The sequence below is a fragment of the Flavobacterium sp. genome (assembly GCF_004295795.1).
Classification (GTDB): domain Bacteria; phylum Bacteroidota; class Bacteroidia; order Flavobacteriales; family Flavobacteriaceae; genus Flavobacterium.
The window spans coordinates 13,020-38,099 of record NZ_SEBR01000010.1 but is presented as its reverse complement, the minus strand read 5'-3'; the positions used below and the strand labels follow the sequence as shown (position 1 = coordinate 38,099).

18 protein-coding genes, 2 tRNA genes, 1 pseudogene and 2 riboswitches are annotated in these 25,080 nt (G+C 46.4%); of the genes and pseudogenes, 9 read left to right on the top strand and 12 right to left on the bottom strand.

The window, feature by feature from the left end:
* Positions 1 to 50: 50 nt before the first annotated feature.
* Positions 51 to 263 carry a hypothetical protein gene (locus EOO49_RS09940; protein WP_290845186.1) on the top strand — a complete coding sequence of 71 codons (213 nt, stop codon included), beginning with the start codon at positions 51 to 53 and terminating at the stop codon, positions 261 to 263.
* A 107-nt stretch (positions 264 to 370) separates the two neighbouring features.
* On the opposite strand, the gene EOO49_RS09935 is transcribed toward EOO49_RS09940, so the two are convergent.
* From EOO49_RS09935 to EOO49_RS09925, 3 genes and pseudogenes are all read right to left on the bottom strand, one after another.
* Positions 371 to 757: an acyl-CoA thioesterase gene (locus tag EOO49_RS09935; protein WP_290845403.1), complete on the bottom strand. Its 387-nt coding sequence runs from the start codon at positions 755 to 757 to the stop codon at positions 371 to 373.
* Between the two features lie 69 nt (positions 758 to 826).
* Positions 827 to 1,467 (bottom strand): annotated as a pseudogene (locus EOO49_RS09930) (ATP-binding protein).
* 53 nt (positions 1,468 to 1,520) lie between these two features.
* The gene (locus EOO49_RS09925) at positions 1,521 to 2,513 is read right to left on the bottom strand and encodes a beta-ketoacyl-ACP synthase III (protein WP_290845184.1); all 993 of its coding nucleotides are present in this window, start codon (positions 2,511 to 2,513) and stop codon (positions 1,521 to 1,523) included.
* Between the two features lie 225 nt (positions 2,514 to 2,738).
* Positions 2,739 to 2,918: riboswitch (cobalamin riboswitch) on the bottom strand.
* Positions 2,919 to 3,000: 82 nt separating this feature from the next.
* A riboswitch (cobalamin riboswitch) is annotated at positions 3,001 to 3,197 on the top strand.
* Positions 3,198 to 3,283: 86 nt separating this feature from the next.
* Between EOO49_RS09925 and EOO49_RS09920 the strand changes: the two genes are divergently transcribed.
* Both EOO49_RS09920 and EOO49_RS09915 read left to right on the top strand, forming a co-directional pair.
* Complete coding sequence (locus EOO49_RS09920; RefSeq protein ID WP_290845182.1) at positions 3,284 to 4,579, top strand: DUF5074 domain-containing protein; 1,296 nt, start codon at positions 3,284 to 3,286, stop codon at positions 4,577 to 4,579.
* Positions 4,579 to 5,544, top strand: coding sequence for a T9SS type A sorting domain-containing protein (locus tag EOO49_RS09915; RefSeq protein ID WP_290845180.1), 966 nt, complete (start codon positions 4,579 to 4,581; stop codon positions 5,542 to 5,544). Before EOO49_RS09920 ends, EOO49_RS09915 begins: the two co-directional genes overlap by 1 nt.
* A gap of 79 nt (positions 5,545 to 5,623) precedes the next feature.
* Here EOO49_RS09915 and EOO49_RS09910 read toward each other — a convergent pair.
* The 3 genes from EOO49_RS09910 to mutS form a co-directional block, all read right to left on the bottom strand.
* Positions 5,624 to 5,709, bottom strand: a tRNA-Leu gene (locus tag EOO49_RS09910).
* 11 nt (positions 5,710 to 5,720) lie between these two features.
* Positions 5,721 to 5,796 (bottom strand) — tRNA-Gly (locus EOO49_RS09905).
* Positions 5,797 to 5,934: 138 nt separating this feature from the next.
* On the bottom strand, positions 5,935 to 8,541 hold the full coding sequence (gene mutS, locus EOO49_RS09900) for a DNA mismatch repair protein MutS (RefSeq protein WP_290845178.1): 2,607 nt from the start codon (positions 8,539 to 8,541) through the stop codon (positions 5,935 to 5,937).
* 159 nt (positions 8,542 to 8,700) lie between these two features.
* Between mutS and EOO49_RS09895 the strand changes: the two genes are divergently transcribed.
* The 3 genes from EOO49_RS09895 to EOO49_RS09885 all read left to right on the top strand — a co-directional run bounded on the left by EOO49_RS09895 (position 8,701) and on the right by EOO49_RS09885 (position 11,895).
* The gene (locus EOO49_RS09895) at positions 8,701 to 9,147 is read left to right on the top strand and encodes a DUF1573 domain-containing protein (protein ID WP_290845177.1); all 447 of its coding nucleotides are present in this window, start codon (positions 8,701 to 8,703) and stop codon (positions 9,145 to 9,147) included.
* A gap of 126 nt (positions 9,148 to 9,273) precedes the next feature.
* Positions 9,274 to 9,804, top strand: coding sequence for an RNA methyltransferase (locus tag EOO49_RS09890; RefSeq protein WP_290845175.1), 531 nt, complete (start codon positions 9,274 to 9,276; stop codon positions 9,802 to 9,804).
* Positions 9,805 to 9,864: 60 nt separating this feature from the next.
* The gene (locus EOO49_RS09885) at positions 9,865 to 11,895 is read left to right on the top strand and encodes a T9SS type B sorting domain-containing protein (RefSeq protein ID WP_290845172.1); all 2,031 of its coding nucleotides are present in this window, start codon (positions 9,865 to 9,867) and stop codon (positions 11,893 to 11,895) included.
* On the opposite strand, the gene folK is transcribed toward EOO49_RS09885, so the two are convergent.
* Complete coding sequence (gene folK, locus EOO49_RS09880; RefSeq protein ID WP_290845170.1) at positions 11,892 to 13,028, bottom strand: 2-amino-4-hydroxy-6-hydroxymethyldihydropteridine diphosphokinase; 1,137 nt, start codon at positions 13,026 to 13,028, stop codon at positions 11,892 to 11,894. The genes EOO49_RS09885 and folK overlap by 4 nt on opposite strands.
* A gap of 123 nt (positions 13,029 to 13,151) precedes the next feature.
* Here folK and sppA point away from each other — a divergent pair, with 123 nt between their 5' ends.
* Both sppA and EOO49_RS09870 read left to right on the top strand, forming a co-directional pair.
* Positions 13,152 to 14,909 (top strand): signal peptide peptidase SppA, encoded by a 1,758-nt coding sequence (sppA, locus tag EOO49_RS09875; RefSeq protein WP_290845168.1) that lies wholly within the window; start codon positions 13,152 to 13,154, stop codon positions 14,907 to 14,909.
* A 265-nt stretch (positions 14,910 to 15,174) separates the two neighbouring features.
* Entirely contained in the window at positions 15,175 to 17,799 is a 2,625-nt protein-coding gene (locus EOO49_RS09870) for an AsmA-like C-terminal region-containing protein (protein ID WP_290845167.1), read from the top strand.
* 826 nt (positions 17,800 to 18,625) lie between these two features.
* On the opposite strand, the gene EOO49_RS09865 is transcribed toward EOO49_RS09870, so the two are convergent.
* The gene (locus tag EOO49_RS09865) at positions 18,626 to 19,420 is read right to left on the bottom strand and encodes a DUF2797 domain-containing protein (RefSeq protein WP_290845165.1); all 795 of its coding nucleotides are present in this window, start codon (positions 19,418 to 19,420) and stop codon (positions 18,626 to 18,628) included.
* A 39-nt stretch (positions 19,421 to 19,459) separates the two neighbouring features.
* Between EOO49_RS09865 and EOO49_RS09860 the strand changes: the two genes are divergently transcribed.
* On the top strand, positions 19,460 to 20,986 hold the full coding sequence (locus tag EOO49_RS09860) for a GH3 auxin-responsive promoter family protein (RefSeq protein ID WP_290845163.1): 1,527 nt from the start codon (positions 19,460 to 19,462) through the stop codon (positions 20,984 to 20,986).
* A gap of 198 nt (positions 20,987 to 21,184) precedes the next feature.
* Here EOO49_RS09860 and clpX read toward each other — a convergent pair whose 3' ends face one another.
* The 4 genes from clpX to EOO49_RS09840 form a co-directional block, all read right to left on the bottom strand.
* A complete protein-coding gene (gene clpX, locus EOO49_RS09855) occupies positions 21,185 to 22,417 on the bottom strand; it encodes an ATP-dependent Clp protease ATP-binding subunit ClpX (RefSeq protein ID WP_290845161.1) in 1,233 nt (410 codons plus the stop codon).
* A 120-nt stretch (positions 22,418 to 22,537) separates the two neighbouring features.
* Complete coding sequence (gene clpP, locus EOO49_RS09850) at positions 22,538 to 23,215, bottom strand: ATP-dependent Clp endopeptidase proteolytic subunit ClpP (RefSeq protein ID WP_290845159.1); 678 nt, start codon at positions 23,213 to 23,215, stop codon at positions 22,538 to 22,540.
* 89 nt (positions 23,216 to 23,304) lie between these two features.
* A complete protein-coding gene (tig, locus tag EOO49_RS09845) occupies positions 23,305 to 24,630 on the bottom strand; it encodes a trigger factor (protein ID WP_290845158.1) in 1,326 nt (441 codons plus the stop codon).
* Positions 24,631 to 24,713: 83 nt separating this feature from the next.
* Positions 24,714 to 25,052: a phage holin family protein gene (locus tag EOO49_RS09840; protein ID WP_290845156.1), complete on the bottom strand. Its 339-nt coding sequence runs from the start codon at positions 25,050 to 25,052 to the stop codon at positions 24,714 to 24,716.
* Between the last annotated feature and the right edge of the window lie 28 nt (positions 25,053 to 25,080).

The window sequence follows — 25,080 nt, the reverse complement described above, 5'->3', positions numbered from 1 at the left end:
ATTTATATCTTTGCCACGAATTAATAATTAACCTTTTATAATTAAGTAAGATGAAAAAAGTATTTTTGAGCTTGGCTATGATCGCTGCTTTGACAGTTGTATCTTGTAAAAACACTGAAGAGAAAGCTGCAGAAGAAACTACAACTGAAGAAGTTGCTCCAGTTGAAGAAGCTGCTCCAGCTGTTGACACTGTTGCTGCTCCTGCTGATACAGCTGCTGCTCCTGCTGCTACTGAAGCTCCAGCTGCTGCTCCAGCTAAGTAATTTTAAGCTTAAGCTTATACAGAATAAGGCTCCGCATTGCGGGGCTTTTTTTATGTCTGGAATTTTGCGGATAGGACAGATTTCAAACGGCGAATCTGCCAAAAGTCTCAATGTTCGATCTTGACGGAATTTTTGTCGGCATCGATCGCCACAAACGTAAAGTCGCCACTCACGGCCTTTTCGCGATGTTCCGAATACATTTGCTCGATGTAGATATCGACTTTGACCTTGAGACTCGTATTTCCCAGATAAGTCACTTTCCCGATCAATTCGATAATCGTTCCTCCCGGAATTGCCTTTTTGAAATCGATGCGATCGCTACTTACGGTCACCATTCGCTGTCTGCTAAAACGCGTGGCTGTGATAAAAGCCACTTCGTCCATAAGCTGCATGGCCGTTCCGCCGAAAAGTGTGTCGTAATGATTGGTCGTATTGGGAAAAACGGCTTTAAAAATTCGGGTTTCTGACTTCGCAATTCTCTCTTCTCTTGTCATTTCCATAAGGTATTTCACACATTTTGCGTGCGATGAAGTTTTTTTTATCGTTGATTTATTTCGGATTTTTTAGGCCGGAAGCAAGTCACAAAACCAGAATCCGGATTGGCAACCTTCGGATTCATATTCGCGATAAACGATTTCCCCAACCGAAAAAGCGACTGGATTCGCAAAAAACGGAGCGTCGAAACAAAACGTATGGAATTCACCATTTTCGCCGCAAGCATCGACATTTTCGGGAAGCGAATCGACAAAATCGGCATCGATTGCTTTTCCGACCCAACTTTGTCGAGCTTCGACGCATCGGCACAAACCACGATCGCCTTGCATCCGGATTGCACGAAATTCCGCATCAAATCCTTTGTGTTTCTTCCCCAAATCGGAAAAACGGTCTCGATTCCAAAAGATGCCAATTGTGTTTCCCGATAAATCCGCAAGTCCTCCAGGAAAATATCGCCGAAAGCCGCATGGGTAAAACCGTCTTGTTTTAGTTCGGACACTTTTTGAGCCATCAATTTCTCGTACTCGAGATTTGTCGGATGCTCGGGCAAAAGCACTTTTCCGCTCGGAATTCCAATCGCTTCCAATTGTTTGTCGAGTAATTCCGCCCGAACGCCATGCATCGTAACCCGATCCAAAACGGCATTTACCGAAGTCAGCAAATACGAGACATCATAGCTTTTATCCTGCAACAACTCAAAAAGCGCCATGGCCGAATCTTTGCCGCTGCTCCAATTGAAATACGTCTTTTTTGCATCCGATTTTACCATTTCACATAGGTACTTCCCCAAGTGAATCCCGCGCCAAACGCCGTCAAAACCACATTGTCGCCCGCTTTGAAATCGTCTTTGAAATCCCAAAGCGCGAGTGGAATCGTGGCTGCGGTTGTGTTTCCGTAACGTTCGATATTGATCTTGAACTTGTCGGGATCGATACCGATTTGTTCACCGACGGCTTTTATGATGCGAAGGTTCGCCTGATGCGGAATTACCCAATCGACCTGTTCGTTCCCGATTTTGGCCAGATTCAAAAGCTCGATGCAACTCTCGCCCATCTTGCGCACTGCCTGCTTGAAAACGGTTTTCCCGTCTTGTTGCACGAAATGTTGTTTGGATGCGACAGTTTCCTGCGAGGCGGGCATTTTGGAACCTCCGGCGGGAACCGAAAGATATTGCGCGCCGTCTCCGTCCGAACCAAAAATGCTTTGTTGCACGCCAAAACCATCGTAATTCGCCGAAAGCAAAACCGCTCCGGCTCCGTCACCAAAAAGAATGCAGGTGTTTCGGTCTTCGTAATTCACGATCGAACTCATTTTGTCTGCGCCGACTACAATTACGTGTGTGTGTCGTCCGCTTTCGATGAGGCTTGCTCCTACTGACAACGCGTATAGAAATCCGCTGCACGCTGCGCCAAGGTCGAATCCCCAGGCTTTTTCGAGCCCCGATTTTTGACATACGACAGCTGCCGTAGGCGCGAGCATTTCATCCGGAGTTGCCGTGGCGAGAATCACGCATTCGACTTGATCGGGTAAAATCGAAGTGTTTTCGAAAAGATTCGCGATCGCTTTCGCAGCAAGGTCCGAAGTCGCAAAATCGTCGTTCCCGACAATTCTTCGTTGTTTGATCCCGGTTCGCGAGGTAATCCAAAGATCGCTTGTATCGACCATTTGCTCGAGTTGCGCGTTGTCGAGAATCGTGTCTGGAACGAATCCGCCAATGCCTGAAATTCTTGCTGTGGTTTTTTGGTTGTGGTTCACTGTGTTGTCTTGATGTGCTGAAAGGGCGCGAAAAATCCGCTTGACGGAAATAAACATTCGCCGCCCAACTTTTTATTGATTGGTTGTTGTCGTCAAAAATCCTGCCTCGCTTCGAGGTAATTTGCGGAAATCATTGAAAAGGCGACGTTTTGAAAAAGCGATCTCCCGAAAACAAAGGCTTCCGGAAAACAGACATCACCTGACAAACACTTCAAATCGCGAAAGTACCGTCAATTCAAAAAAGGCAGGTCTCCTGGCTCGTAACGCTTTCATCTGCCTTCCATTTCAAAAACAGTGGACAAAAAGATGAAACCTCATGTTACTTACAGTTGCGCGACAGCTCGTGATTTGCACACGATTCCCTATTAATGCACGTTACATGCAACCTTTCCCGGTTGAAGAATTAAGAAAGAACTTAAAAGCCGCAAAGGTATCGTTTAAATTCCAAGGAATTCTTAGCGTTTTGCCAATTTGAAAAGAATTGCTTTACCTTTGCCGCGATTTTGGTTGCCTTGCCGATCGTTTTTCGCGCAAAGCATTAAAAGGGAATTTGGTGAAAATCCAAAGCTGTTCCCGCAACTGTAAGCTAAAAAGCTTGCCGCATCCTAAAGCCACTGTATGAAAATATGGGAAGGCGCGGCCAAGACGCAAGCCAGGAGACCTGCCTCAATCGACATTCATCGCGAATCTTCGGGAAAAAAGATTTGAGGCATTTTGGCGTTCGCGCCCGCTTCTCCATTTCCCGATGTTTCATTTGTAAATTTTGTAACATGAAACATATCTACACTTTTTTTGCAATGCTTTTTGGACTGATTTCGGTCGCAGCCGATGCGCAATCGTTCGACAACGGCATTTTCGTGCTCAACGAAGGCGGAGCCGGAAGCAACAACGCCTCGGTTTCCTACATCCCAAACTCAGGATCGCTACAGAACAACATTTTCGCAAGCGCGAATCCGTCGGCCGGATCTTTGGGTGACACGGCACAAAGCCTGACGTTCTACGGAAATTACGCTTACATCGTACTCAATATTTCCAACACGATAAAAATCGTCGACCGCATGACTTTCGAACTCGTCGCTACTGTTAGTACAGGTTTGAACAATCCGCGGTATATGGCTTTTGTCGATGGAAAAGGCTTCATTACCAATTGGGGAAGCGGCGCAAACGCAAACGACGACTACCTCGCGGTTCTCGATTTGGAAACTAACATCGTGGAAAACACGATCCCGCTTGCTGAAGGTGCCGAGCGCATTGCGGCAATCAATAACCAACTTTACATTTTGCATCAAGGCGGTTACGGATTCGGGAATTCGGTATCGATCGTGAATCCTCAAACCGAGACGCTCACGACTTCGATTGCAGTTGGCGACGTCCCGAATTCTTATGTGGTCGACAACGGATTCCTTTACGTTTTGTGCGGCGGGAAACCGTCTTGGTCAGGAACGCAAACCTCCGGCGGACTTTACAAGATCGACCTCAGCGACAATGAGGTCGAGGAAAGCCTTACTTGGAACGGCATGAATCCGGCGAATTTACAAAGTTCGGGCAACGGAAGTATTTTCTTTACCAACGACGCGAACGTGTACAAAGGCGAAATCTCTTCTTTGGGATTGAACGCTCCGGCGATAATCGCTCTTGGCGAACAAGGCGTTTACGGCATTTACGGACTCAATTTCATCGACGGAAAACTCTATGTAGCCGACGCCGGAAATTACGTTTCCCCAGGAACGGCCTTTGTTTATGACGCTAACGGCACGGCAGTCACAAATTATGTCGTCGGCGTGATCCCGAACGGTTTCTACAAAGCCGAACCGAATTTGTCCGTTCCGAATCCTACTCGAAAATTGGCGTTGTTCGCGTATCCAAACCCAACAAGCGACAAGTTTTTCGTGAATTCCGAAGAAGTCGTCCCGGTCTCTCTATTCGATCTCACCGGACGAAAAGTACTCGAACAAAATGCGTCAAACCAACTTGGTATTGACGTGACAAGCTTGCAATCGGGACAATATCTGGCGCAAATCGCCACGCAAAAAGGCGTCGTCACGACAAAAATCCTCGTAAAATAATGCGTTTTTCGCTGCTCTGTTTTCTAAGTCTGACTTGTCTCGCCCAAAGTTATCCACCGGCTGCGGGCGAGGCCGGTTCGACTGCGATTCCCAAAGAAAGCCCGAATTTTGTCGCTTGGGCAACGGAAATTTCGGTCGAGCGCGGGTATGTCAATATTTCGAATCCGACTCTTACCGCCGCCGGAAGCAATTTCGCCTCGGCCGGACTTCCGGAGTACGCGACAGGTTTTCCCGACGGAAACACCGTAAGTCTTGGCGATGGCGGTTTTGCGATCGCAACTTTTGACTCTGCCGTCCGAAATGACGAAGGGTTCGACTTCGCGGTTTTTGAAAACGGCAGCACGGCTTATCTCGAATTGGCATTTGTCGAAGTGAGTTCTGACGGACAGCATTTTTTCCGTTTTCCGAATCACAGCCAAACGGAGACCGCGACCCAAATAGGTTCATTCGGAACGCCTTCTGCGCCGTATCTGAACAATCTCGCCGGAAAATATGCCGCGCTTTACGGAACGCCTTTCGATTTGTCCGATTTGCCTGACGATGCGCTTTTGGACAAGAATAGTATCACACATGTCAAAATCATCGACGTCGTAGGATCGATCAACCCTGATTTCGCTTCTCAAGACAGTTTCGGAAACGCCGTGAACGATTCGTTTCCCACGCCATTCAATTCTTGCGGATTCGACCTGCAGGCCGTCGGTGTGATCCATCAGCAATCGCTTGGCGTCAATGATCAGGATTTGTCGGAAGTCAGTGTCTATCCGAATCCGACATCCGGAGAAATCCATGTCAACTCAGACGAAAATTGCGTATTTTCGATTTTTGCCCTCGACGGAAAAATGGTTGTCGCACCTCAGAAAATATCGGGAAACACGATCGATCTGACGCATTTGCCGATAGGAATATATCTGGCGAAAATCAAGATTGGGGAAAAGACAAAAGTGGTGAAAGTGATGAAGAAATAGTCGCTTGACACAAGTCTGACAAACAACAAACAAAAAACCCGTAAAGAATTAATAATAAATTCGTTACGGGTTTTCTTTGTACTCGGAGCGGGACTTGAACCCGCACAGGCATTACTGCCCACTGGATTTTAAGTCCAGCGTGTCTACCGATTTCACCATCCGAGCGGTAGTCACTTTGGAGCGAAAAACGGGATTCGAACCCGCGACCTCCACCTTGGCAAGGTGGCGCTCTACCAACTGAGCTATTTTCGCGTACTTCACTATTTCAAATGCACACATTGCTGTAATGCGGAGGCAAATTTAAGACAATAAACCAAAAACGCAAGTCTTTTCAAAGAAAAAATTATCTCCGATTTCTAATCTCTTGATTTCGGGAACGATAACACAAAATTATTTTTTGGTCAACATTCGCTTGATTTCATTGAGCTTCATCAAAGCCTCGACCGGCGTGAGGTTGTCGATGTTCGTACTCAGGATCTCTTCCTTGATTTCAAGCAAAAGCGGATCGTCGAGATTGAAAAAACTCAGTTGCAGTTCATCTTCCTTGACCATATTTCCGTTCAAAGCCTCGCCAGAATGATCTTTCTCGAGTTTTTTGAGCAATTTCTGGGCTTTCGAAATCACCATTTGCGGCATTCCGGCCATTTTTGCCACGTGGATTCCGAAGCTGTGCGCGCTTCCGCCTTCGACCAATTTTCGGATAAATAAAACATTGTCCTTGAGTTCTTTCACCGAAACATTGAAATTCTTGATTCGCGGAAGGATTTCGGTCATTTCGTTCAACTCGTGATAATGCGTCGCGAACAAAGTCTTGGGTTTCCCTGGATGTTCGTGCAGATATTCGGCGATTGCCCAAGCTATGGAAATTCCGTCGTAAGTACTGGTTCCGCGGCCGATTTCGTCCAAAAGCACCAAACTTCGGTCAGACAGATTGTTCAAAATCGAAGCCGTTTCGTTCATTTCAACCATAAACGTCGACTCGCCCATCGAAATATTGTCCGATGCGCCTACACGCGTAAAAATCTTGTCGACAATTCCCATGCGCACGCTTTTGGCCGGCACGAAACTTCCCATCTGCGCCAGCAAGACTATAAGCGCCGTCTGACGCAAAATCGCCGATTTACCAGACATGTTCGGTCCGGTGATCATGATGATCTGCTGATTGTCGCGGTCGAGATAAACGTCGTTTGCGATGTAAGGCGTTCCAACCGGAAGTTGTTTTTCGATAACCGGATGGCGTCCGTCCTTGATTTCGAGTTCGAAAGATTCGTCGATCGTAGGTTGCACATATTTGTTTTCGATGGCCAATTGCGCGAAAGACGACAGACAGTCAAGCTGCGCCACCAAGTTCGCGTTCATTTGCACAGGCTTGATATAACCCGCTATCCACGAAACCAATTGTTCAAAAAGTTCCGATTCGAGCTTTTGGATTTTCTCCTCGGCACCCAAAATCTTCGATTCGTATTCCTTGAGTTCTTCGGTGATGTAGCGCTCGGCGTTCACCAAAGTCTGTTTCCGGATCCATTCGGTCGGAACTTTGTCTTTGTGCGCATTCCGGACTTCTATATAGTAACCGAAAACATTGTTGAACGAAATTTTGAGCGATGAAATTCCGGTTCTTTCCGATTCGGCTTTCTCGATCCTTTCCAGAAATTCCTTTCCCGATGTCGAAATCGCGCGCAATTCGTCGAGTTCCGGATTCACGCCTTTGGCAATAGCGTTTCCTTTCGCGATCGCAACCGGCGCTTCGGGATTGAGCATTTGTGCAATTTTCGCGCGCAGATCGTCGCAACTGTCAAGGTTTTCTCCCATTTTCTTTACCGATTCATTGTCGCTTTTCGAAGCCAATTCTTTTATCGGAACAATCGCGTTCAACGAATCCTTGAGGTAAACGACTTCACGTGGCGAAACTTTCCCCGTGGCGATTTTCGAGATCAGGCGCTCCAGATCGCTCATTTGCTTAATCTGAAATTGGATATTTTTGAGCACCTCTGAGTTATCCTTCAGATAACCGACAATTTGATGGCGATTGCGAATCCTGTCGGCATCTTTCAACGGAAGCGCGAGCCAGCGTTTGAGCAAACGTCCGCCCATAGGCGAAAGCGTGCGGTCGATCACGTCGAGAAGCGTAACGGCATTCGGATTGTAGCTGTGATACAACTCGAGATTGCGGATCGTAAAGCGGTCCATCCAAACATAAGCGTCTTCGGCAATGCGCTGGATCGCGGTAATGTGCTGTAATTTATTGTGTTGTGTTTCTGACAGATAATACAAAATCGCACCCGACGCCACGATCCCGTCAGGCAACTCGTCGATCCCGAAACCTTTTAGCGATGTTGTCCTGAAATGGTTGTTGAGCGATTCGAACGCGTAATCGTGCTTGAAAACCCAATCCTCGAGATAGAAAGTGTGGAAACTTTGTCCGAACAAGGCCTGGAAATCCTGTTTGCAAGCCTTCGGAACCAAAATCTCGGATGGACTGAAATTCTGCAGCAATTTGTCGACGTACTCGGAATTTCCTTGTGAAGTCAAAAATTCGCCTGTCGAAACGTCCAAAAACGACACTCCGAGCAATTTTTTCCCAAAATGGATCGCGGCCAAAAAGTTGTTCGATTTCGAGATCAAAACCTCGTCGTTCATCGAAACTCCGGGCGTTACCAATTCGGTTACTCCACGCTTCACGATCGTCTTGGTCATTTTCGGATCTTCGAGCTGATCGCATACGGCGACTCTCAATCCGGCTTTTACCAATTTTGGCAGATACGTATTCAACGAATGATGTGGAAATCCGGCCAACGCGGTTTCGGTTTCAGAGCCCGCACCTCGCTTGGTTTGCACGATTCCGAGAATTTTCGCCGCGCGGATCGCATCTTCACCAAAAGTCTCGTAAAAGTCGCCCACGCGAAACAAAAGGCAAGCGTCGGGATATTTTCGCTTGATCTCATTGTATTGTTTCATGAGCGGCGTTTCCTTCGCTTCTTTCTGTTTGACTGCCAAAATTCTAGGGTTTTAGGGTAAAAAAAATCGATTGGCGAATTTACGATTTTTGCCATTGCCGACTTCAACCGAAAAATTAAATTAATTTTAAGACGTTAATCAAGACGTGTCTGCAATTTTTCAATAAATTTGTCCGTCACTTTTTAAAACCATAAAAACATGAAAAAATACCTTTTGTTGGCCATGCTAACTATCGGTGGGCTAACGGTTTCCCAAGCCCAGACCAAAAAGGCTACAGCTAAGAAAGCTACGCCTGCTGCCAATGCTCCAAAAGTTGAAGGTCCTGGAATCGTGTTCGAAAACGAGACTATCGACTACGGAACAATAAACAAAAACGCTGATGGAAAGCGCGAGTTTGTTTTCAACAACAACGGAAACAAGCCACTTATCATCACTAATGCAACCGGCTCTTGCGGATGTACGGTTCCAACAAAACCCACTGAACCGATCATGCCAGGTGCAAGAGGAGTTATCGGAGTCAAATATGCTACGGAGCGCGTTGGTGCTTTCACCAAGACCGTAACTGTTACTTCAAACGCTTCTGAGCAACCTAAAGTTTTGACTATCAAGGGAACTGTCCTTGAAACTGATGCTCCGAAAGGCTAATAAATCTTACTTATAATTTGAAAAGCTTCTCTTAACCGGGAAGCTTTTTTTATTAAGACGGATGTTGTCGACTTTGAGGTTATCGTCTATTATCTATCCGTCCATCATCTATTATCCAAAAAAATAATGCGTAAACTCGACAACAGCGAACTTGACCGATTATCTGTATTGGACTTCAAATCGGCAAAAAAAACACCTTTGATCTTGGTTTTGGACGACATCCGAAGCTTGCACAACATCGGTTCGGTTTTTCGGACAGCCGATGCTTTCCTGATCGAAAAAATCATCCTGTGTGGAATCACGGCCACACCTCCAAACAAGGAAATCCACAAAACGGCACTGGGCGCGACCGAAACCGTGGCTTGGGAACACGAAAAAGACGTTGTCGAGGCGATTTCCAAACTGAAGGAAAAAGGCGTCAAAACGTATGCGCTAGAACAAGTCGAGAATTCGATTTCGCTCGAGAAATTTACGCCAGAAGCCAATACGACTTATGCACTCGTCTTCGGAAACGAAGTTTTTGGCGTAAACCAGAAAGCCATCGAGGTTTGTGCCGGCGTGATCGAAATTCCGCAGCTTGGCACGAAACACTCGCTAAATATTTCGGTTTCGGCCGGCATTGTCGTTTGGGATATATTTTGTAAACTCCGTAGCTAGATCTTTCTGCATGAAAAAGTTGCTTCCATTCTTTTGTTTGTCTTCGGACTTTTCCCAAGTGTGGATGCTTTTTCGCAAGGCAATATTCCGCCAACTCTGAGCGCCGTCGGATTCAACGCCTATTGTCCGGGAACGCCTAACAAGATCGTGAACAACATGACGATTACCGATCCGGACGACATCGGCACAATCGCGATATACGTCCAGATTTCTGTCGGATACCAAAACGGAACCGACTTGCTGACTTTGACCGGAAACCATCCCACCATAAGCACAACCTGGAACACAAGCACCGGAAAACTTACGATGACAAGCGCCGTTGCCGGACAGTTGGTGACTTACGCCCAATTCGAATCGGCGATCGAGGACATCGTTTTCTCGAGTTCGGCTGCGAATCCGTCGGGAAACCGCACTTTTTCGATTACTGCCGGAAATGCCAATTATCTGCCATCAACCGGACACTATTACCAATTCATCCCAAACCTCAACATCAAGTGGACAGATGCGAGGGTCGCCGCCCAAAACATGACCTATTACGGGCTCCAGGGTTATTTGGCGACAATCGGTGCGGCCGACGAAGCAGCTTTGTGCGGAGAACAATCCAGCGGAACAGGTTGGATAGGCGGAAGCGATTCCGAAACCGAAGGCGTCTGGAAATGGATGACGGGACCGGAAGCCGGAACCATCTTCTGGAACGGCGTAGCAAACGGATCGACCCCGAATTACGCGAACTGGAACAATGGCGAACCCAACAATTTCGACGAAGAAGATTATGCACACATTACAGCGCCGGGCGTCGGGATTTACGGTTCCTGGAACGATTTGGGAGACGAAGGTGGCGGAGGCGATTATGTCCCGAAAGGTTTTATCGTCGAATATGGCGGAATGCCGGGCGACCCGATTCTAAATATTTCAGCGACGACTTCGATGGTAATTCAGTCGATTTCGGCGACGACGGGCGCAACAGGCTGCGGATCTTCGTCATTGACTTTAAGCGCACAAGCCCAAAACGGATCAGTGACTTGGTATGACGCGGCTACGGGCGGCAATATCGTGGCAACGGGAAGCAATTTCACGACACCAATCCTGAACCAAACCACGATATTTTTCGCATCGGCTTACGATGTGGGTTGCACGACCGGAACACGAAATCCGGTAACGGCTACCATAAACGACATTCCCACGATCACTTCGACGACGAACGCGGCCTCTTGCGAAGGCAGCGTAACAATTTCGGCCACGGCTAGTTCTGGCACAATCAATTGGTATACGACGGCCACAGGCGGAAATTCGATCGCCACTGGAAATTCGTTCACGACTCCGGTTTTGAACCAGTCGACGACTTACTATGCCGAAGTCTTGAGCAATTCCTGCCCGGGCGCGCGAGTTGCTGTCGATGTCACCATTTACCCGATTCCGCAAGTTCAGGACGAACCGAACGTAGGCATTTGCGAAAACGGAAGCGCCATTCTGGACGCGGGAATCACCGGCGTTTCGTATTTGTGGTCAACGGGCCAAACTTCGCAGCAAATCGCGGTTTTTGGACAAGGTGTTTTCACGGTCACGGTAACCACTCCGGCGCCCGCGAATTGCAGCGCGACCAAGACTTTCACGGTTTTGCAGAAAAATATTCCGGAGATAATCGGAGCGGTTCTTTATGGGAATGAACTCACGATCTTAACAAGCAATTCGGGCGATTTCGAATATTCGCTCGACGGCGTGAACTGGCAGAATTCGCCGGTTTTCGTGATCTCGGGTTCAGACATCACGACACTCTATGCGCAATCGATACACGGTTGCGGAGGCGACGATTTTCCGTATACGAAAACAATAGTGATTCCGGACTATTTTACACCGAACACCGACGGTTTCCACGATTTGTGGACAGTAAATGGAATGATTTTCTATCCGAAAGCCTCGACCCAGATTTACGACAGGTTCGGCAAGTTTATCAAAACGCTGAATCGCGAGAGTCTGTTTTGGGACGGAACTTACAACGGCAAAGCACTTCCGAGCGACGATTATTGGTTCGTGTTCGAATCGGGCACGCAAATTCCTACGATCCGCGGACACTTTTCACTGAAACGTTAGTTGGGGATTTTGGATTTGACCTGATCGAGAATGTAGACGTAATCTTGCTGATTCTTGACGAAATCCTTGTCCGAGACATCGATGACCAAAACGTTCAGATCTGTTTGCGACTTGATGTAATCGAGATAGCCACGATTGATCGAATCGAGGTATTCGGCCGGGATTTCCTGCTCGTAACTGCGTCCGCGTTTTCGGATATTCTCGAGCAATCTGTCGGTATTCTGATACAAATACACGTACAAATCCGGCTTTGGCATTTCCTTGTAAATGATCTCGAACAACTTTCTGTAAAGGCGATATTCGTCGTCGCCAAGCGTGACTTTGGCAAAAATCAGGGACTTGAAGATGTGATAATCAGCAATGATGAAGTCGCGAAATAGGTCGAATTGTGCCAAATCGTCTGAAATTTGTTGGAAACGATCGGCCAGAAACGACATTTCGAGCGGAAACGCGTATCGGTTTTGGTCTTCGTAAAACTTCGGCAAAAAAGGATTGTCGGCAAAACGCTCCAAAACGGTTTTCGCATTGAAATCAGAGGCGATCTTGCAAGCCAAAGTCGTTTTCCCTGCACCGATATTTCCTTCGATGGCGATGTATCGGAAGTTTTCCAAAGCGATTTCCTTCAAAGGCGAATCGAGATTCCCGACGACTTTGCAGACGCTTTTGTCCTCTGAAATCCTGAGCAATTCATGCAGGTATTTCTGGAAAATCGGATGGCGCCAATCGAGGTTCAGATCGCGCATCGGCAACAACACGAAAAGGCGTTCCTGCATAAGCGGATGCGGCACTTGCAGTTTTTCGGACGTGATTATGTCTTCGTTGAACGTGATCACGTCGATGTCGATAAGCCGAGATTGATAACCTGGTTCGTCGCTTCTCACGCGACCCAAATTGATTTCGGCCTCAAGAACAAGGTCGAGAATTTCGTGGGCCGGACGCGTCGTGTGCATCAAGATCGCGCAATTGTAGAAAGCCTCGCCTTCGAAACCCCAAGCCGGCGTCTCGTAAAGTTTCGAAACCCGGATCACCGTGCCAATGTGTTCGTGAATGTACGAAATAGCCGATTTCACAAGTTCGAGACGATCGCCCTGATTGCTTCCGATGGCCAAAACTACCTGATGTTGCGCATTCATATCGGCCACAAATTAACAGAATAAACTTATCTTTGGCCGCCTGTGTTGATAAGTTTCACAAAGGTTTACCAACCCAAATTGTAACGAATTCCGCGCGCGAATCACTAACACAAAAAACATTTTATGAAATTCCTCAGCAACGTATTGGCGACCGTCGTCGGTATATTTTTGTTCTTTATGGGTTCTTTTTTCCTACTGATTCTCATCAGTGCGCTTTTCGGAGGCGATTCTGATGCGGTCGAAGTGCGAAAAGACTCGGTTCTGGTTTTCGACATGAAAGAAGTCAATAACGACTACGCCGGAAAATTCAGCGATCCTTTGGTCACTATTTTTTCGGATTCAAAATCTGTTGGTGTTTCTGACGTCATCGCCGCGATTTCTGAAGCCAAAAACGACGACAAAATCAAGGGAATTTCGATCCTGAACGACAATACGACAACTGGAATCGCCCAAACAAAAGCACTTCGCGACGCGTTGATCGACTTCAAGAAATCGGGCAAGTTCGTTATGGCTTACAACAATTCTTACTCGCAAAAGGAATATTACCTGAATTCTGTGGCTGACGTCGTTTACCTGAATCCGCAAGGCGATCTTGACTTCAAAGGTTTGGCGACTGAAGTCATGTTTTTCAAGGATTTCCAGGAGAAATCGGGAATCACGATGGAAGTCATCCGCCACGGAAAATACAAAAGTGCTGTCGAACCGTTTCTGGACAACAAAATGAGTCCGGCCAACCGCGAGCAATTGACGGCGATGTTGAATTCTATATGGAGTTCGATCGTAAGCGAGATTTCGGAAAGCCGAAAAATTCCGGTTGAAAAACTCAACGAACTCGCCAACAACCTTGGCGCAAGGACGCCCGAAATGGCGAAAGCCGCGAATTTAGTAGACAAAGTTGCTTATGAGGACGAATATCACGATGCGATCCGAACACGTCTGAAAGTTGACAAGGACAAAAAATACAACAAAGTCGATTTGCTCGATTATGCAAGAAATGTGGCCATGACGCCATCGAATTTTGCCGATGACGAAATCGCGATCGTGTACGCTCAAGGCGAGATTTTGAGCGGTGAAGGCGACGTGAGTTATATTGGCGAAGGTTCAATCAAGCGCTCACTTCAGGAAGCCAGACGAGACGACAACGTGAAAGCTGTCGTGCTTCGCGTGGACAGTCCGGGCGGAAGCGCACTGACTTCAGATTTGATCTGGAGAGAAATCGAATTGACCAAAAAGACCAAACCAGTTGTGGTTTCCATGGGAAATTACGCAGCGTCCGGCGGTTATTATATTTCTTGCAACGCCAATACGATTTTTGCCGAAAATGGTACGATTACGGGTTCGATCGGTGTTTTTGGAACGCTTCCGAACGTAACGAAGTTGTCGACCAAAATCGGGATAAACGCAGAGCAAGTCCGCACGCACGCGAATGCTTCGGGTTACAGTCCTTTCGTTCCGCTTGACGCAAATTTCAGGAATCTGATGCAAGGCGAGATCGAGCGCATTTACGGCACGTTTACTTCGAAAGTGGCTCAAGGCCGAAAAATGACAGTCGCTCAAGTCGATTCTATTGGGCAAGGTCGCGTTTGGACCGGAGCCGAAGCTTTGAAAATTGGTCTTGTGGACAAAATCGGCGGAATGGACGACGCGATCAAGGAAGCGGCAAAACTTGCCAAGATCAAGGAATACAAAACGGTCGATTTCCCGGAATACGACAAGAAACTCGCCGATTTGCTAGCCGGATTTCCATTCGCCAAAACCAAGGAACAATTGCTCAAAGAAGAGCTTGGCGCCGAGAATTACGAAGTGTTGCAACAGGCCAAACGCATGACTGAACGCAAAGGTGTTCAGGCGTTGCTTCCTGTGAAGATAGATATTCACTAAGGACAAGATTATAGATAATAGACGGATAGATAATAGACGGATAGACAATAGACTTTGTCGGAGTCAGGAAAACACCCCAAAGAACAATCCACGAATTTGTCGACACAATCTTGGCTCTCGACTCTTGACTCTCAGCCTCAAAATCCGAAATTAAATTGTTCTTAAAAGTAAAGCCGATCCTCGGCAAATGTTAAAAAAATGGACTAGTTTTACTCCCGATGCCCCGAAGTATCGGGAGTTTTTGTTTACTCCAAACACACGCAACATGGTCAAGAAAATCCTCAAATGGACCGGAATCGTTCTTCTGGTTCTCATCGCGCTTTTAGTCGCAACACCTTTCCTTTTCAAAGACAAAATCAAGCAGATGATTGTCGAAACCATCAACAAGAATGTCGATGCGACAGTCGCTTTTGAAGATGTAGATTTGAGTCTGATCAAGAGTTTTCCGCAGGCAAATGTCACGATAGACAAACTTTCGATCATCAACAAAGCGCCTTTTGCGGGCGATACTTTGGTTTATTTGGGCGAAGTTAACCTCAAAATGTCTGTTAAGGAACTGTTCAAGGATGCGAAAGAAGGCATGAACATCGAGTCTATTTCGACCAAAAACGGCGTCGTAAATATTTTGTTCAACAAAGACGGACTCGGCAATTTCGACATCGCGATCAAAAATGCCGAAGAAAAAAACAAAGACAAGAACGAAGGCGATCCGTTATCGCTAAAAGTCCAGGAATACAAAATCGAGAACTATCGCTTCCAGTATTACGACGAACGCTCGAAGATCAAATTGGTGCTAGATAGTTTGAACCACAACGGAACCGGAGATTTCGCGGCTAAAAAACTCGATCTCGACACCAAAACCTCGACCGTGGTCTCTTTGGACATGGACAAAGTGAATTATCTGAATAAAGTGAATTTGAATTTGGACGCCGTGCTTGGGATCGACCTCGAAAACAGCAAATATTCGTTCAAGAAAAATAAGGCGCTAATCAATAAATTGCCTTTGGAATTCGACGGATTCATCCAACTTTTGGACAACGGCCAACAATACGATCTTACGTTCAAGACGCCGGTTTCGGGTTTCCAGAATTTCCTCGGATTGATCCCGTCGGCCTATTCTGGAAGTTTGGCGAACGTACAGACGACGGGCGATTTCAAGGTCGAAGGATTCGCGAAAGGGATTTTGTCCGACACGACCATTCCGAAATTCAACATCGCGATCGCATCCAACAACGCGTCATTCAAGTATCCCGATTTGCCGAAGTCGGTTCAAAATATAGTGATCGATACCAAAATCATCAACGAAACGGGTTTGATGAACGACACTTACGTGAATCTGGACAGGCTTTCTTTCCGAATCGACCAAGACGTTTTCAATGCCAAGGCCACTGTCAAAAACCTGTCGGAAAACCCGCTTGTCGATGCGAAACTCGACGGACGGATCAATTTGGCGAATCTGACAAAAGCGTATCCGGTGAAACTTGACAAACCACTTTCGGGCATTTTGGATGCAAACGTCGTGACGAAATTCGACATGAAATCGGTGGAAACCAGCCAATACCAAAACATGCAAAACTCCGGAAATTTGGCGCTTACGGGATTCAAATATGTCGATGCCGACAACAAGGCGATCAATGTCAACAAAGCCGTCGTGCAGTTCAATCCTTCGCGCATCACCCTTCAGGAACTCGACGCGACAACTGGAAAAACCGACATGAAACTTTCTGGAACACTCGACAATTTCTACGGATTCCTGCTCAAAAACCAAACTCTGAAAGGCAATTTCAACCTGACTTCGAACCAATTCGCGGTTTCCGATTTCATAACCGAAGCCGATCCGAAAAAGGAACAGAAAACCCAACAGCCGAAAGAAGCCGTGAAGATTCCTGCGTTTCTCGATTGCACATTGACGGCGAAAGCCAACACGGTTTTGTACGACAATCTGGTGCTGAAAAACGTTTCGGGCAAAGTCATCATCAAAGATCAAACGGCCAAACTTCAGGACGTGAAAACCACTATTTTCGGCGGACTGATCGCTGTTACGGGTGACGTTTCTACCAAAGAAGCGACTCCGACTTTCAATGTTGATCTGGGTTTGAACTCGGTTGACATTCAACAGACTTTCACGCAACTCGAGATGATGAAAAGCATCGCTCCGATCGCGGGTGTGATCAACGGCAAACTGAATTCGAAAATCAATGTTTCCGGAAAACTGGATCCGAAGGAAATGTCGCCGATCCTCAACACGATAAACGGCGATTTGGCCGGACAACTTTTGTCGACCACGATCAACGAGAAAAATTCGACTTTGCTCAATAAATTGGACGAAAGCGTGAGTTTTATCGACCTTCAGAAATTGAACCTCAACGATCTCAAAGCGGCTTTGACATTCACCAACGGACGCGTGAACCTAAAACCGTTCACACTGAAATATCAGGACATGAAAGTCGATATCGTCGGTTCTCACGGATTTGACCAGACGATGAATTACAGTTTGAAATTCGATGTTCCGGCGAAATATTTTGGTACCGACGTCAACAAATTGCTGGCGAAATTGTCTCCTGGCGAACAGAACAAGATCGAGAACATTCCGGTGACGGCGCTTTTGACAGGGAATTTTTCGAATCCGAAAGTCGCTACCGATATGAAGTCGGCCGCGACCAATCTGACCAATCAGATCGTGAAAGCGCAAAAGGAAAAACTAGTGAATCAAGGCACGTCGGCTTTGACCGATTTGATCAATAAGAATACCAAAAATCAGAATCAAAGTACAACCGATACGACCAAAACCAAGCCCAAAACGAAGAATGAGGACATCAAAAATGCGGCTCAGGGCGTAATTGATTTGTTTGGGAAAAAGAAGAAAAAAGAGGAACCGAAGACGAATTGATTTTTTTCGGACATAAGATTACCGAAAGCCACTTTCTGTAGTGGCTTTTTTTATGATTTTTTACAGATTTCCTGTAATTGATTTTGGTTTTTAGGGACTAACTTCGTGCAAACCTAACAAATCTTTGAGATTTGTTAGGTCTTTGAAAATGGCTACAATCCGGAAATTTCGCAAAACTCAAAAACCATCATGAGGACCTTATTCATGGCCATTTTAGCAATCCTCATTTCTTGCTGCTCGTCCTTGAAAAAAGTCGAGAATGCCGAAAAGCTACCGCCGTTATAGTCAGCAAACCTCGAAAAGTTCAACGAGAAATTCAAGCGACTTTCAACCGACGAACGCTGATCTGTTTTGGGATTTCTTCATGATAGGGTAATCGATCCGGGAAGACGACTATATTTCGTCAAGGTTAGTCGACAGCGCGCGCATATTGGTGCGCCTCGTCCAGGAAGATAGCATTCAAAACGAAAAAATTCTGAAAGGAAATATAATGGCCGATTATTTCGTGTTCAACAGAAATGCGATTGTCTACCCGCTGTTGCTGGGCAACTTCTACAAAAATGGCAAAATCAGGATTCGGCTGTCCGAAAAAGGCAATTTGTTAGCCGATTCAAGACATCTGAAATAGGGCATGATCTTTTTCTTCCCTTTTTTCGACGGCGGGCGCGGTTACGGTTGGGAATTTTTGAGAATCGACTGATCTGTTCAAAATATCGGACACCTTCATTTAAGATTTATTACAGATTTTCTGTATCCGACACAACCTCATTACCTCTAAATTTACGGGTGGGTGGTGGCGGCTTTTTTCTATAGAGGTTTTGGAGGATTAAACCGATATATTCACGACATAACCCTCAAAAGACCGAACGTTGAAAACCGTTCCATCCGAGAAAATCAAATATTGGCCTTTTATCCCGATGAGCTTTCCAGCGTAAGAAGTCGTCTTGTCCAAATTTAGTCCGACAACTTTCTTCGGATGTTCCAAAACCGGATAATTGATGACCAAATGTTCGTGCAAATCCGTATTGAAAAACGGTTTTACTTCATCTGGCAAAAAGTCGAAAATACGCGTTTTCTCCTCCAACAAATCCAAAGTCAAAACCTCGTTCTGCAACATTTTTCGCCAATTTGTCTTATCCACGAAATGTTTCTTGAGCTCGACTTCGGTGATTCCGGCCAAATAGCGATTCGGAACTTCCAAAATCGAAACAGCTTCGCAAGCGCCCTGATCAATCCAACGCGTCGGAACTTGAGTCTTGCGCGTCACTCCTACTTTCACCTCGCTCGAAAGCGCCAAATACACGACATGTGGCGTCAATTGCACTTTTGACTCATATTCGAGATCGCGGTCGGCAATGCCCAAATGAGCCGTACTCAATTCGGGACGCATGATCCAATCGCCCACTTCCGGACTCGAATAAAAACAGTCGTAACAAAATCCTTGTCGGAAAATCTTTTTGCGTTTGGAGCAGTTCAAACACTGATAACCTTTGAATGAAATCGACACGTCTCGCCCAAGCAATTGGTTAACGTTCAGGAAACTGTCTTCAAACACTAGATAATATTGGATGGGATTGCCGATTTCGGTCGGCATTTTCGAAAGCGTGCCTTCGTACTGCATGTAAAAAGTAGTATTTTAGTGTGCGTAAAGATAAAACAAATGCCGCTACCGATTATCAATTCGATTGCGTCGTGGGTGCTCAAACAGCGCATCCACCAAATTGAATTGTTCCTCAAATATCCGAATGAGGTTCAGGAAGAACTGCTCATGAACTTGATTCGCGCGGCAGAATTGACGGCCGTCGGGAAGCAATTCGATTTCTCGTCGATAAAGTCGTACCAAACGTTTTGCGAGCGCGTGCCAATTTCTTCGTACGAAGATTTACAGCCGATGATCGAACGCACGAGAACGGGCGAACAATTCGTTTTCTGGAACACGCCAATCAAATGGTTCGCCAAATCGAGTGGAACGACGAATGCCAAAAGCAAATTCATTCCCGTCTCGGCAGAAGCGCTCGAAGACTGCCACTACAAAGGCAGCAAGGATTTGCTGTGCATGTATCTGAACAACAACGAAGATTCCCAATTGTTCATCGGAAAGAGTTTGCGCTTGGGCGGAAGTTCTCAGATTTACGAAAACAACAACACGTTTTTTGGTGATTTGTCGGCGATTTTGATTGAAAACATGCCAATGTGGGCCGAATTCAGTTCCACGCCAAGCAACCGAACTTCGCTGATGAGCGAATGGGAAAGCAAACTCGCAGCGATAATTGCCGAAACCCGAACGGAAAATGTCACGAGTTTCGCGGGCGTTCCGAGTTGGCTTTTGGTCTTGATGAACCGCGTGCTGGAAGAAAATCAAAAGACGAACCTACACGAGTTGTGGCCGAATCTCGAGGTCTACTTTCACGGAGGCGTGAGTTTCGAACCCTATCGCGAACAATACCGAAAATTACTTCCGAAAACAGGCTTTCAGTACTACGAAATTTACAATGCTTCCGAAGGATTTTTCGCGATCCAGGATCAAAACGGTTCGAGTGATTTGCTGCTAATGCTGGATTACGGCATTTTCTACGAATTTATTCCGATGGCTGTTTTTGGGACGACGAACGAGAAAGCCATCCGTTTGGCCGATGTCGAGCTGAACAAGAATTACGCAGTTGTCATTACGACGAATTCGGGCTTGTGGCGCTATTTGATTGGCGACACTGTGCGATTCACGTCGCTTAGTCCGTATCGCATCCGGATAACGGGACGAACAAAGCACCACATAAATGTCTTCGGGGAGGAATTGATGGTCGAAAATACCGATGCCGCGCTTGCGAAAGCCTGCGAAATTACCGGAGTCGAAGTCATTGATTACACCGTCGCTCCGGTCTTCATGGACGGAAAAGAAAAAGGCGCACACGAGTGGATGGTCGAATTCCGAAATCCGCCGGTCGATCCGAGCCATTTTGCGAAAGTGCTCGATGAAACGCTGCAAACCTTAAATTCAGATTACGAAGCCAAGCGATACAATAATATGACGCTCAATGCGTTAATCCTCAACACTGCACGCCCGAATCTTTTCTACGATTGGTTGCGCGACCAAGGCAAACTCGGCGGTCAACACAAAATCCCGAGATTGTCGAACCAGCGCGACTATCTCGAAAAGCTCAAGGAAATGCAGTTCTCCAAGGCTACATAATTTTAACCGACAGAATGAAAAAGATGATGATGATCGCTACCGCCGGAATATTGTTTATTTCGTGCGGACCAAAGCGATATGGATGCGGACCGTACCGAAGGTGTTACCTAAAACCCAAAGAAAATCTGATTTTACCGAAACAAAAAAATCCTGCCTTGATAGCAGGATTTTTTTTGAATTAACGTATAACCGTAATAATTAAGATGCGATTTCCAGCCTTTTCAGAAGGTTGCGCGTTAGGCTGTCTTCTGCGTAAGCGCGGTCGATCCTGAGGATTTTCTCGTCGGAACTTGGCAAATCGTACATGGCATCGGTTAGGATCGCCTCGCACAACGAGCGAAGTCCGCGCGCTCCGAGTTTGTATTCCAAAGCTTTGTCTACGATGAAATCAAGCGCCTCTTCGGTGATATTGAAATCGACATCGTCCATCGCGAACAACTTTTGATATTGTTTGATGAGCGCGTTTTTCGGTTCGGTCAAGATTGCTCGCAAAGTCTCGCGGTCAAGCGGATCCATGTGCGTGAGAACCGGCAAACGTCCGATGATCTCCGGAATCAGTCCGAAGTCTTTGATATCTTTCGGAATGATGTATTGCAACAGGTTTTCCTGGTCAATCGCGTCGTGTCCTTTCGCGGCTCCGTACCCGACAGCCTGACGATTGAGGCGTTTTCCGATCACTCGGTCGATCCCGTCGAAAGCGCCACCGGCAATAAACAAGATATTTTGGGTGTTTACCTCAACGAATTTTTGGTCCGGATGCTTTCGCCCACCTTTTGGCGGAACATTCACGACCGTTCCTTCGAGCAATTTCAACAAAGCTTGCTGAACGCCTTCTCCCGACACATCGCGTGTGATCGAAGGATTGTCGCTCTTGCGCGCAATTTTGTCGATTTCGTCAATGAAAACGATTCCCCTTTCGGCTTTGGCCACGTCATAATCGGCGGCTTGCAGCAAACGCGTGAGGATACTTTCTACGTCTTCACCAACATATCCGGCTTCGGTCAAAACCGTTGCGTCTACGATTGCCAAAGGCACGTCGAGCATCTTTGCTATCGTTTTGGCTACAAGGGTTTTCCCTGTTCCGGTTTGTCCTACCATGATGATGTTGCTCTTTTCGATTTCCACTTCATCATCGTGGTTTTTTTGCATCAAACGCTTGTAGTGATTGTAAACGGCTACCGACATGACCTTTTTGGTCTGGTCTTGCCCAATCACATAAGTGTCGAGAAATGCACGGATTTCACGCGGTTTTTTCAAGACGAGGTCACTCGAGATTTTCGAATGTCCGCTCGATTTGAGTTCTTCAAGTACGATTCCGTGAGCCTGTTCGATGCATTTGTCGCAAATGTGCGCGCTAATGCCGGCGATCAGCAAATTGGTTTCGGGCTTTTTCCTACCGCAAAATGAGCAATCCAATACTTCTTTTGCCATGTTTTTTTGTCAGATGTGAAAAGCTTGGAACCAATGGAAAAACCAATGTTTCCAAGCCTTCTGTTTAGTTTAATTCGGATCGGATATCAGAAATTGGCATCCCCGATATTGATTCCCGACTTATACGTTTCTTCTCAAAACTTCGTCGATCATGCCGTATTCTTTGGCTTCATCGGCTTTCATCCAATAATCGCGCTCGCTGTCTTTGTGAACGCGGTCGAACGATTGTCCGGAGTGATCGGAAATGATCTTGTAAAGTTCCTCTTTCAATTTGAGCATTTCACGCAAGTTGATTTCCATATCTGTCGCAACACCTTGGGCGCCGCCTGAAGGTTGGTGGATCATGACACGTGAATGTGGCAAAGCCGAACGTTTTCCGGCTGCCCCGGCGCAAAGCAAAACCGCACCCATGGAAGCTGCCATTCCTGTACAGATCGTAGCCACATCGGGTTGGATGAATTGCATCGTGTCATAAATACCAAGACCTGCATAAACGCTTCCGCCTGGTGAATTGATGTAGATCTGGACGTCTTTGCCCGAATCCACACTTGCAAGGAACAAAAGCTGTGCTTGCACGATATTGGCGATCTGGTCGTCGATACCTGTTCCGAGGAAAATAATCCTGTCCATCATCAAACGCGAAAAAACGTCAAGTTGGGAAACGTTGAGCTGTCTTTCTTCGATGATATAAGGAGTCATGTTTGTCGGCGTCATGGCACCGACGATTTTATCGTAGTACATGGAGTTCACGCCATGGTGTTTCGTGGCGAACTTCCTGAATTCTTTACCGTAATTCATAGTTGTTTGAGCTTTAGATGCTTTATGGAAAGTAAAAGCGCCTAAATCACAGGATTTAGGCGCTCAAATATACTACTTTTTTTACAAAGTTATTCGCCGTAGCTTGCTTTAACGAAGTCTTCGTAAGAAACTTCTTTCGTCTTGGCTTTTACCTTTTCCTTGAACAGATTCAGCATTTTTTCGCTCATGACCTGCTCGCTCAGACGCTTCACTTCTTCTTGGTTCGAAAGCACTCGCATCACGATTCCGTCGACGTCTGCGTCAGTTGGACTCATTTGTCCGAATTGCGCCATTTGCTTGCGGATTAGCACGCTAGTGTAGTCTTTCAGATCGTCGAAAGTGATCTGCAATCCGTTCGAGGTTATGATTTTTCCTTCGATCAATTGGTAGCGAAGTCCGTTTTCAGATCGGTTGTATTCTGTTTCGGCTTGCTCTGCAGTAAGTGGATTTTCGCCATTTTGTTGAATCCATTTTTTAAGGAATTCCGACGGAAGATCGAACGTCGTACCTGCCAACAAAGCTTCGGTCACGTCGTTGAGGAATTTTTGGTCGGCCTGAACCGCGAATTGCGTCTCGGCATCTTGTTTGATCCTGTTCTTAAGCTCGTCGAGATTGGCGACCTCACCTTCTCCGAAAAGCTTTTGGAACAATTCCTCGTTCAATTCGGCTGGTTCAGTAGTCGTGATTTCTTCGATCTTGAAGTCGACGTTGATATCGAGTCCGTGAACATCATCGTGTCCCACTTTGAGGAAATCCATCAATTTGTGGTCGTCGTCGAACAAACCTTTCGTGGCCAAAGTCACCACGTCACCTACTTTTTTGCCGTTGAATTTTGCGGCTTCTTTTTTGTTCTTGAAAACATCGGTTGCAAAAGTCGCCGGAGCGTTGATCCCTTTTTCTTCGTTGGTGAATGTTCCGGTGATGTCGTCACCGTCGGCAACTTCGTCTTTCTGGATCATTTTCCCGTATTGCTTGCGGATGCGCAAAACCTGGTCGTCGAGCAATTTGTCATCGGCAACCACTTTATATTGTGTCAGATTTTTGACAGATGCCAAATCGACATCGAACGTCGGAGCAAGCCCAAGTTCGAATTCGAAAGTGAAATCTTCATTGTCCAAATTGAAATCTTCGTTCACTTTAGGCAACGGATTACCCAAAATCTCGAGCTTTTCGTCAACCAGATATTGGTTCAACTTTTCCTGCAACAATTTGTTGACTTCCTCGAGCAAAACAGCTTTGCCGTATTGTTTCTTGATAAGGCTCATAGGAACCTGACCTTTGCGGAATCCCGGAACGTTGGCATTCTTGCGATAATCCGAAAGTACTTTCTCCACTTGAGGCTCGTAGTCGGCTTTTTTCATTTCGACCGTAACGACGGCATTCAAAGCGTCGACGTTATTTCTCGTGATATTCATGTGTATACGTGCTAAAATTGGGCGCAAAAGTAGTATTTTTTAATTTGAGCCACAAGTTAAAGCAACGGTAAAATTTCAGGCGATCAGTCCTTGCCGGACGAAAAAATAAGCGATTGCACGACCGACAATATCAGGCTGAACAAGACGGCCGTCAGGAAAGATGTGACGCGGAATCCGTCGACGAAATAATCGACCATCATAATTACGACGGCATTAATCACCAGCAGGAACAATCCGAAAGTGAGAATCGTCACTGGAAGCGTGAAAAGCACAAGTATGGGCTTCACGAAAAGATTCAGCAAACCCAGGACGATTGCGACGACCATGGCCGAGAAAAATCCGTCGACGCCAACGCCGGGAAGAAAGTAAGAAAGTAGCATCACTAACAATGCGGTTGCTATCAATCGGAGTATCACATTCATAATTCGTAAGATTTTACTTTAAAGTTAA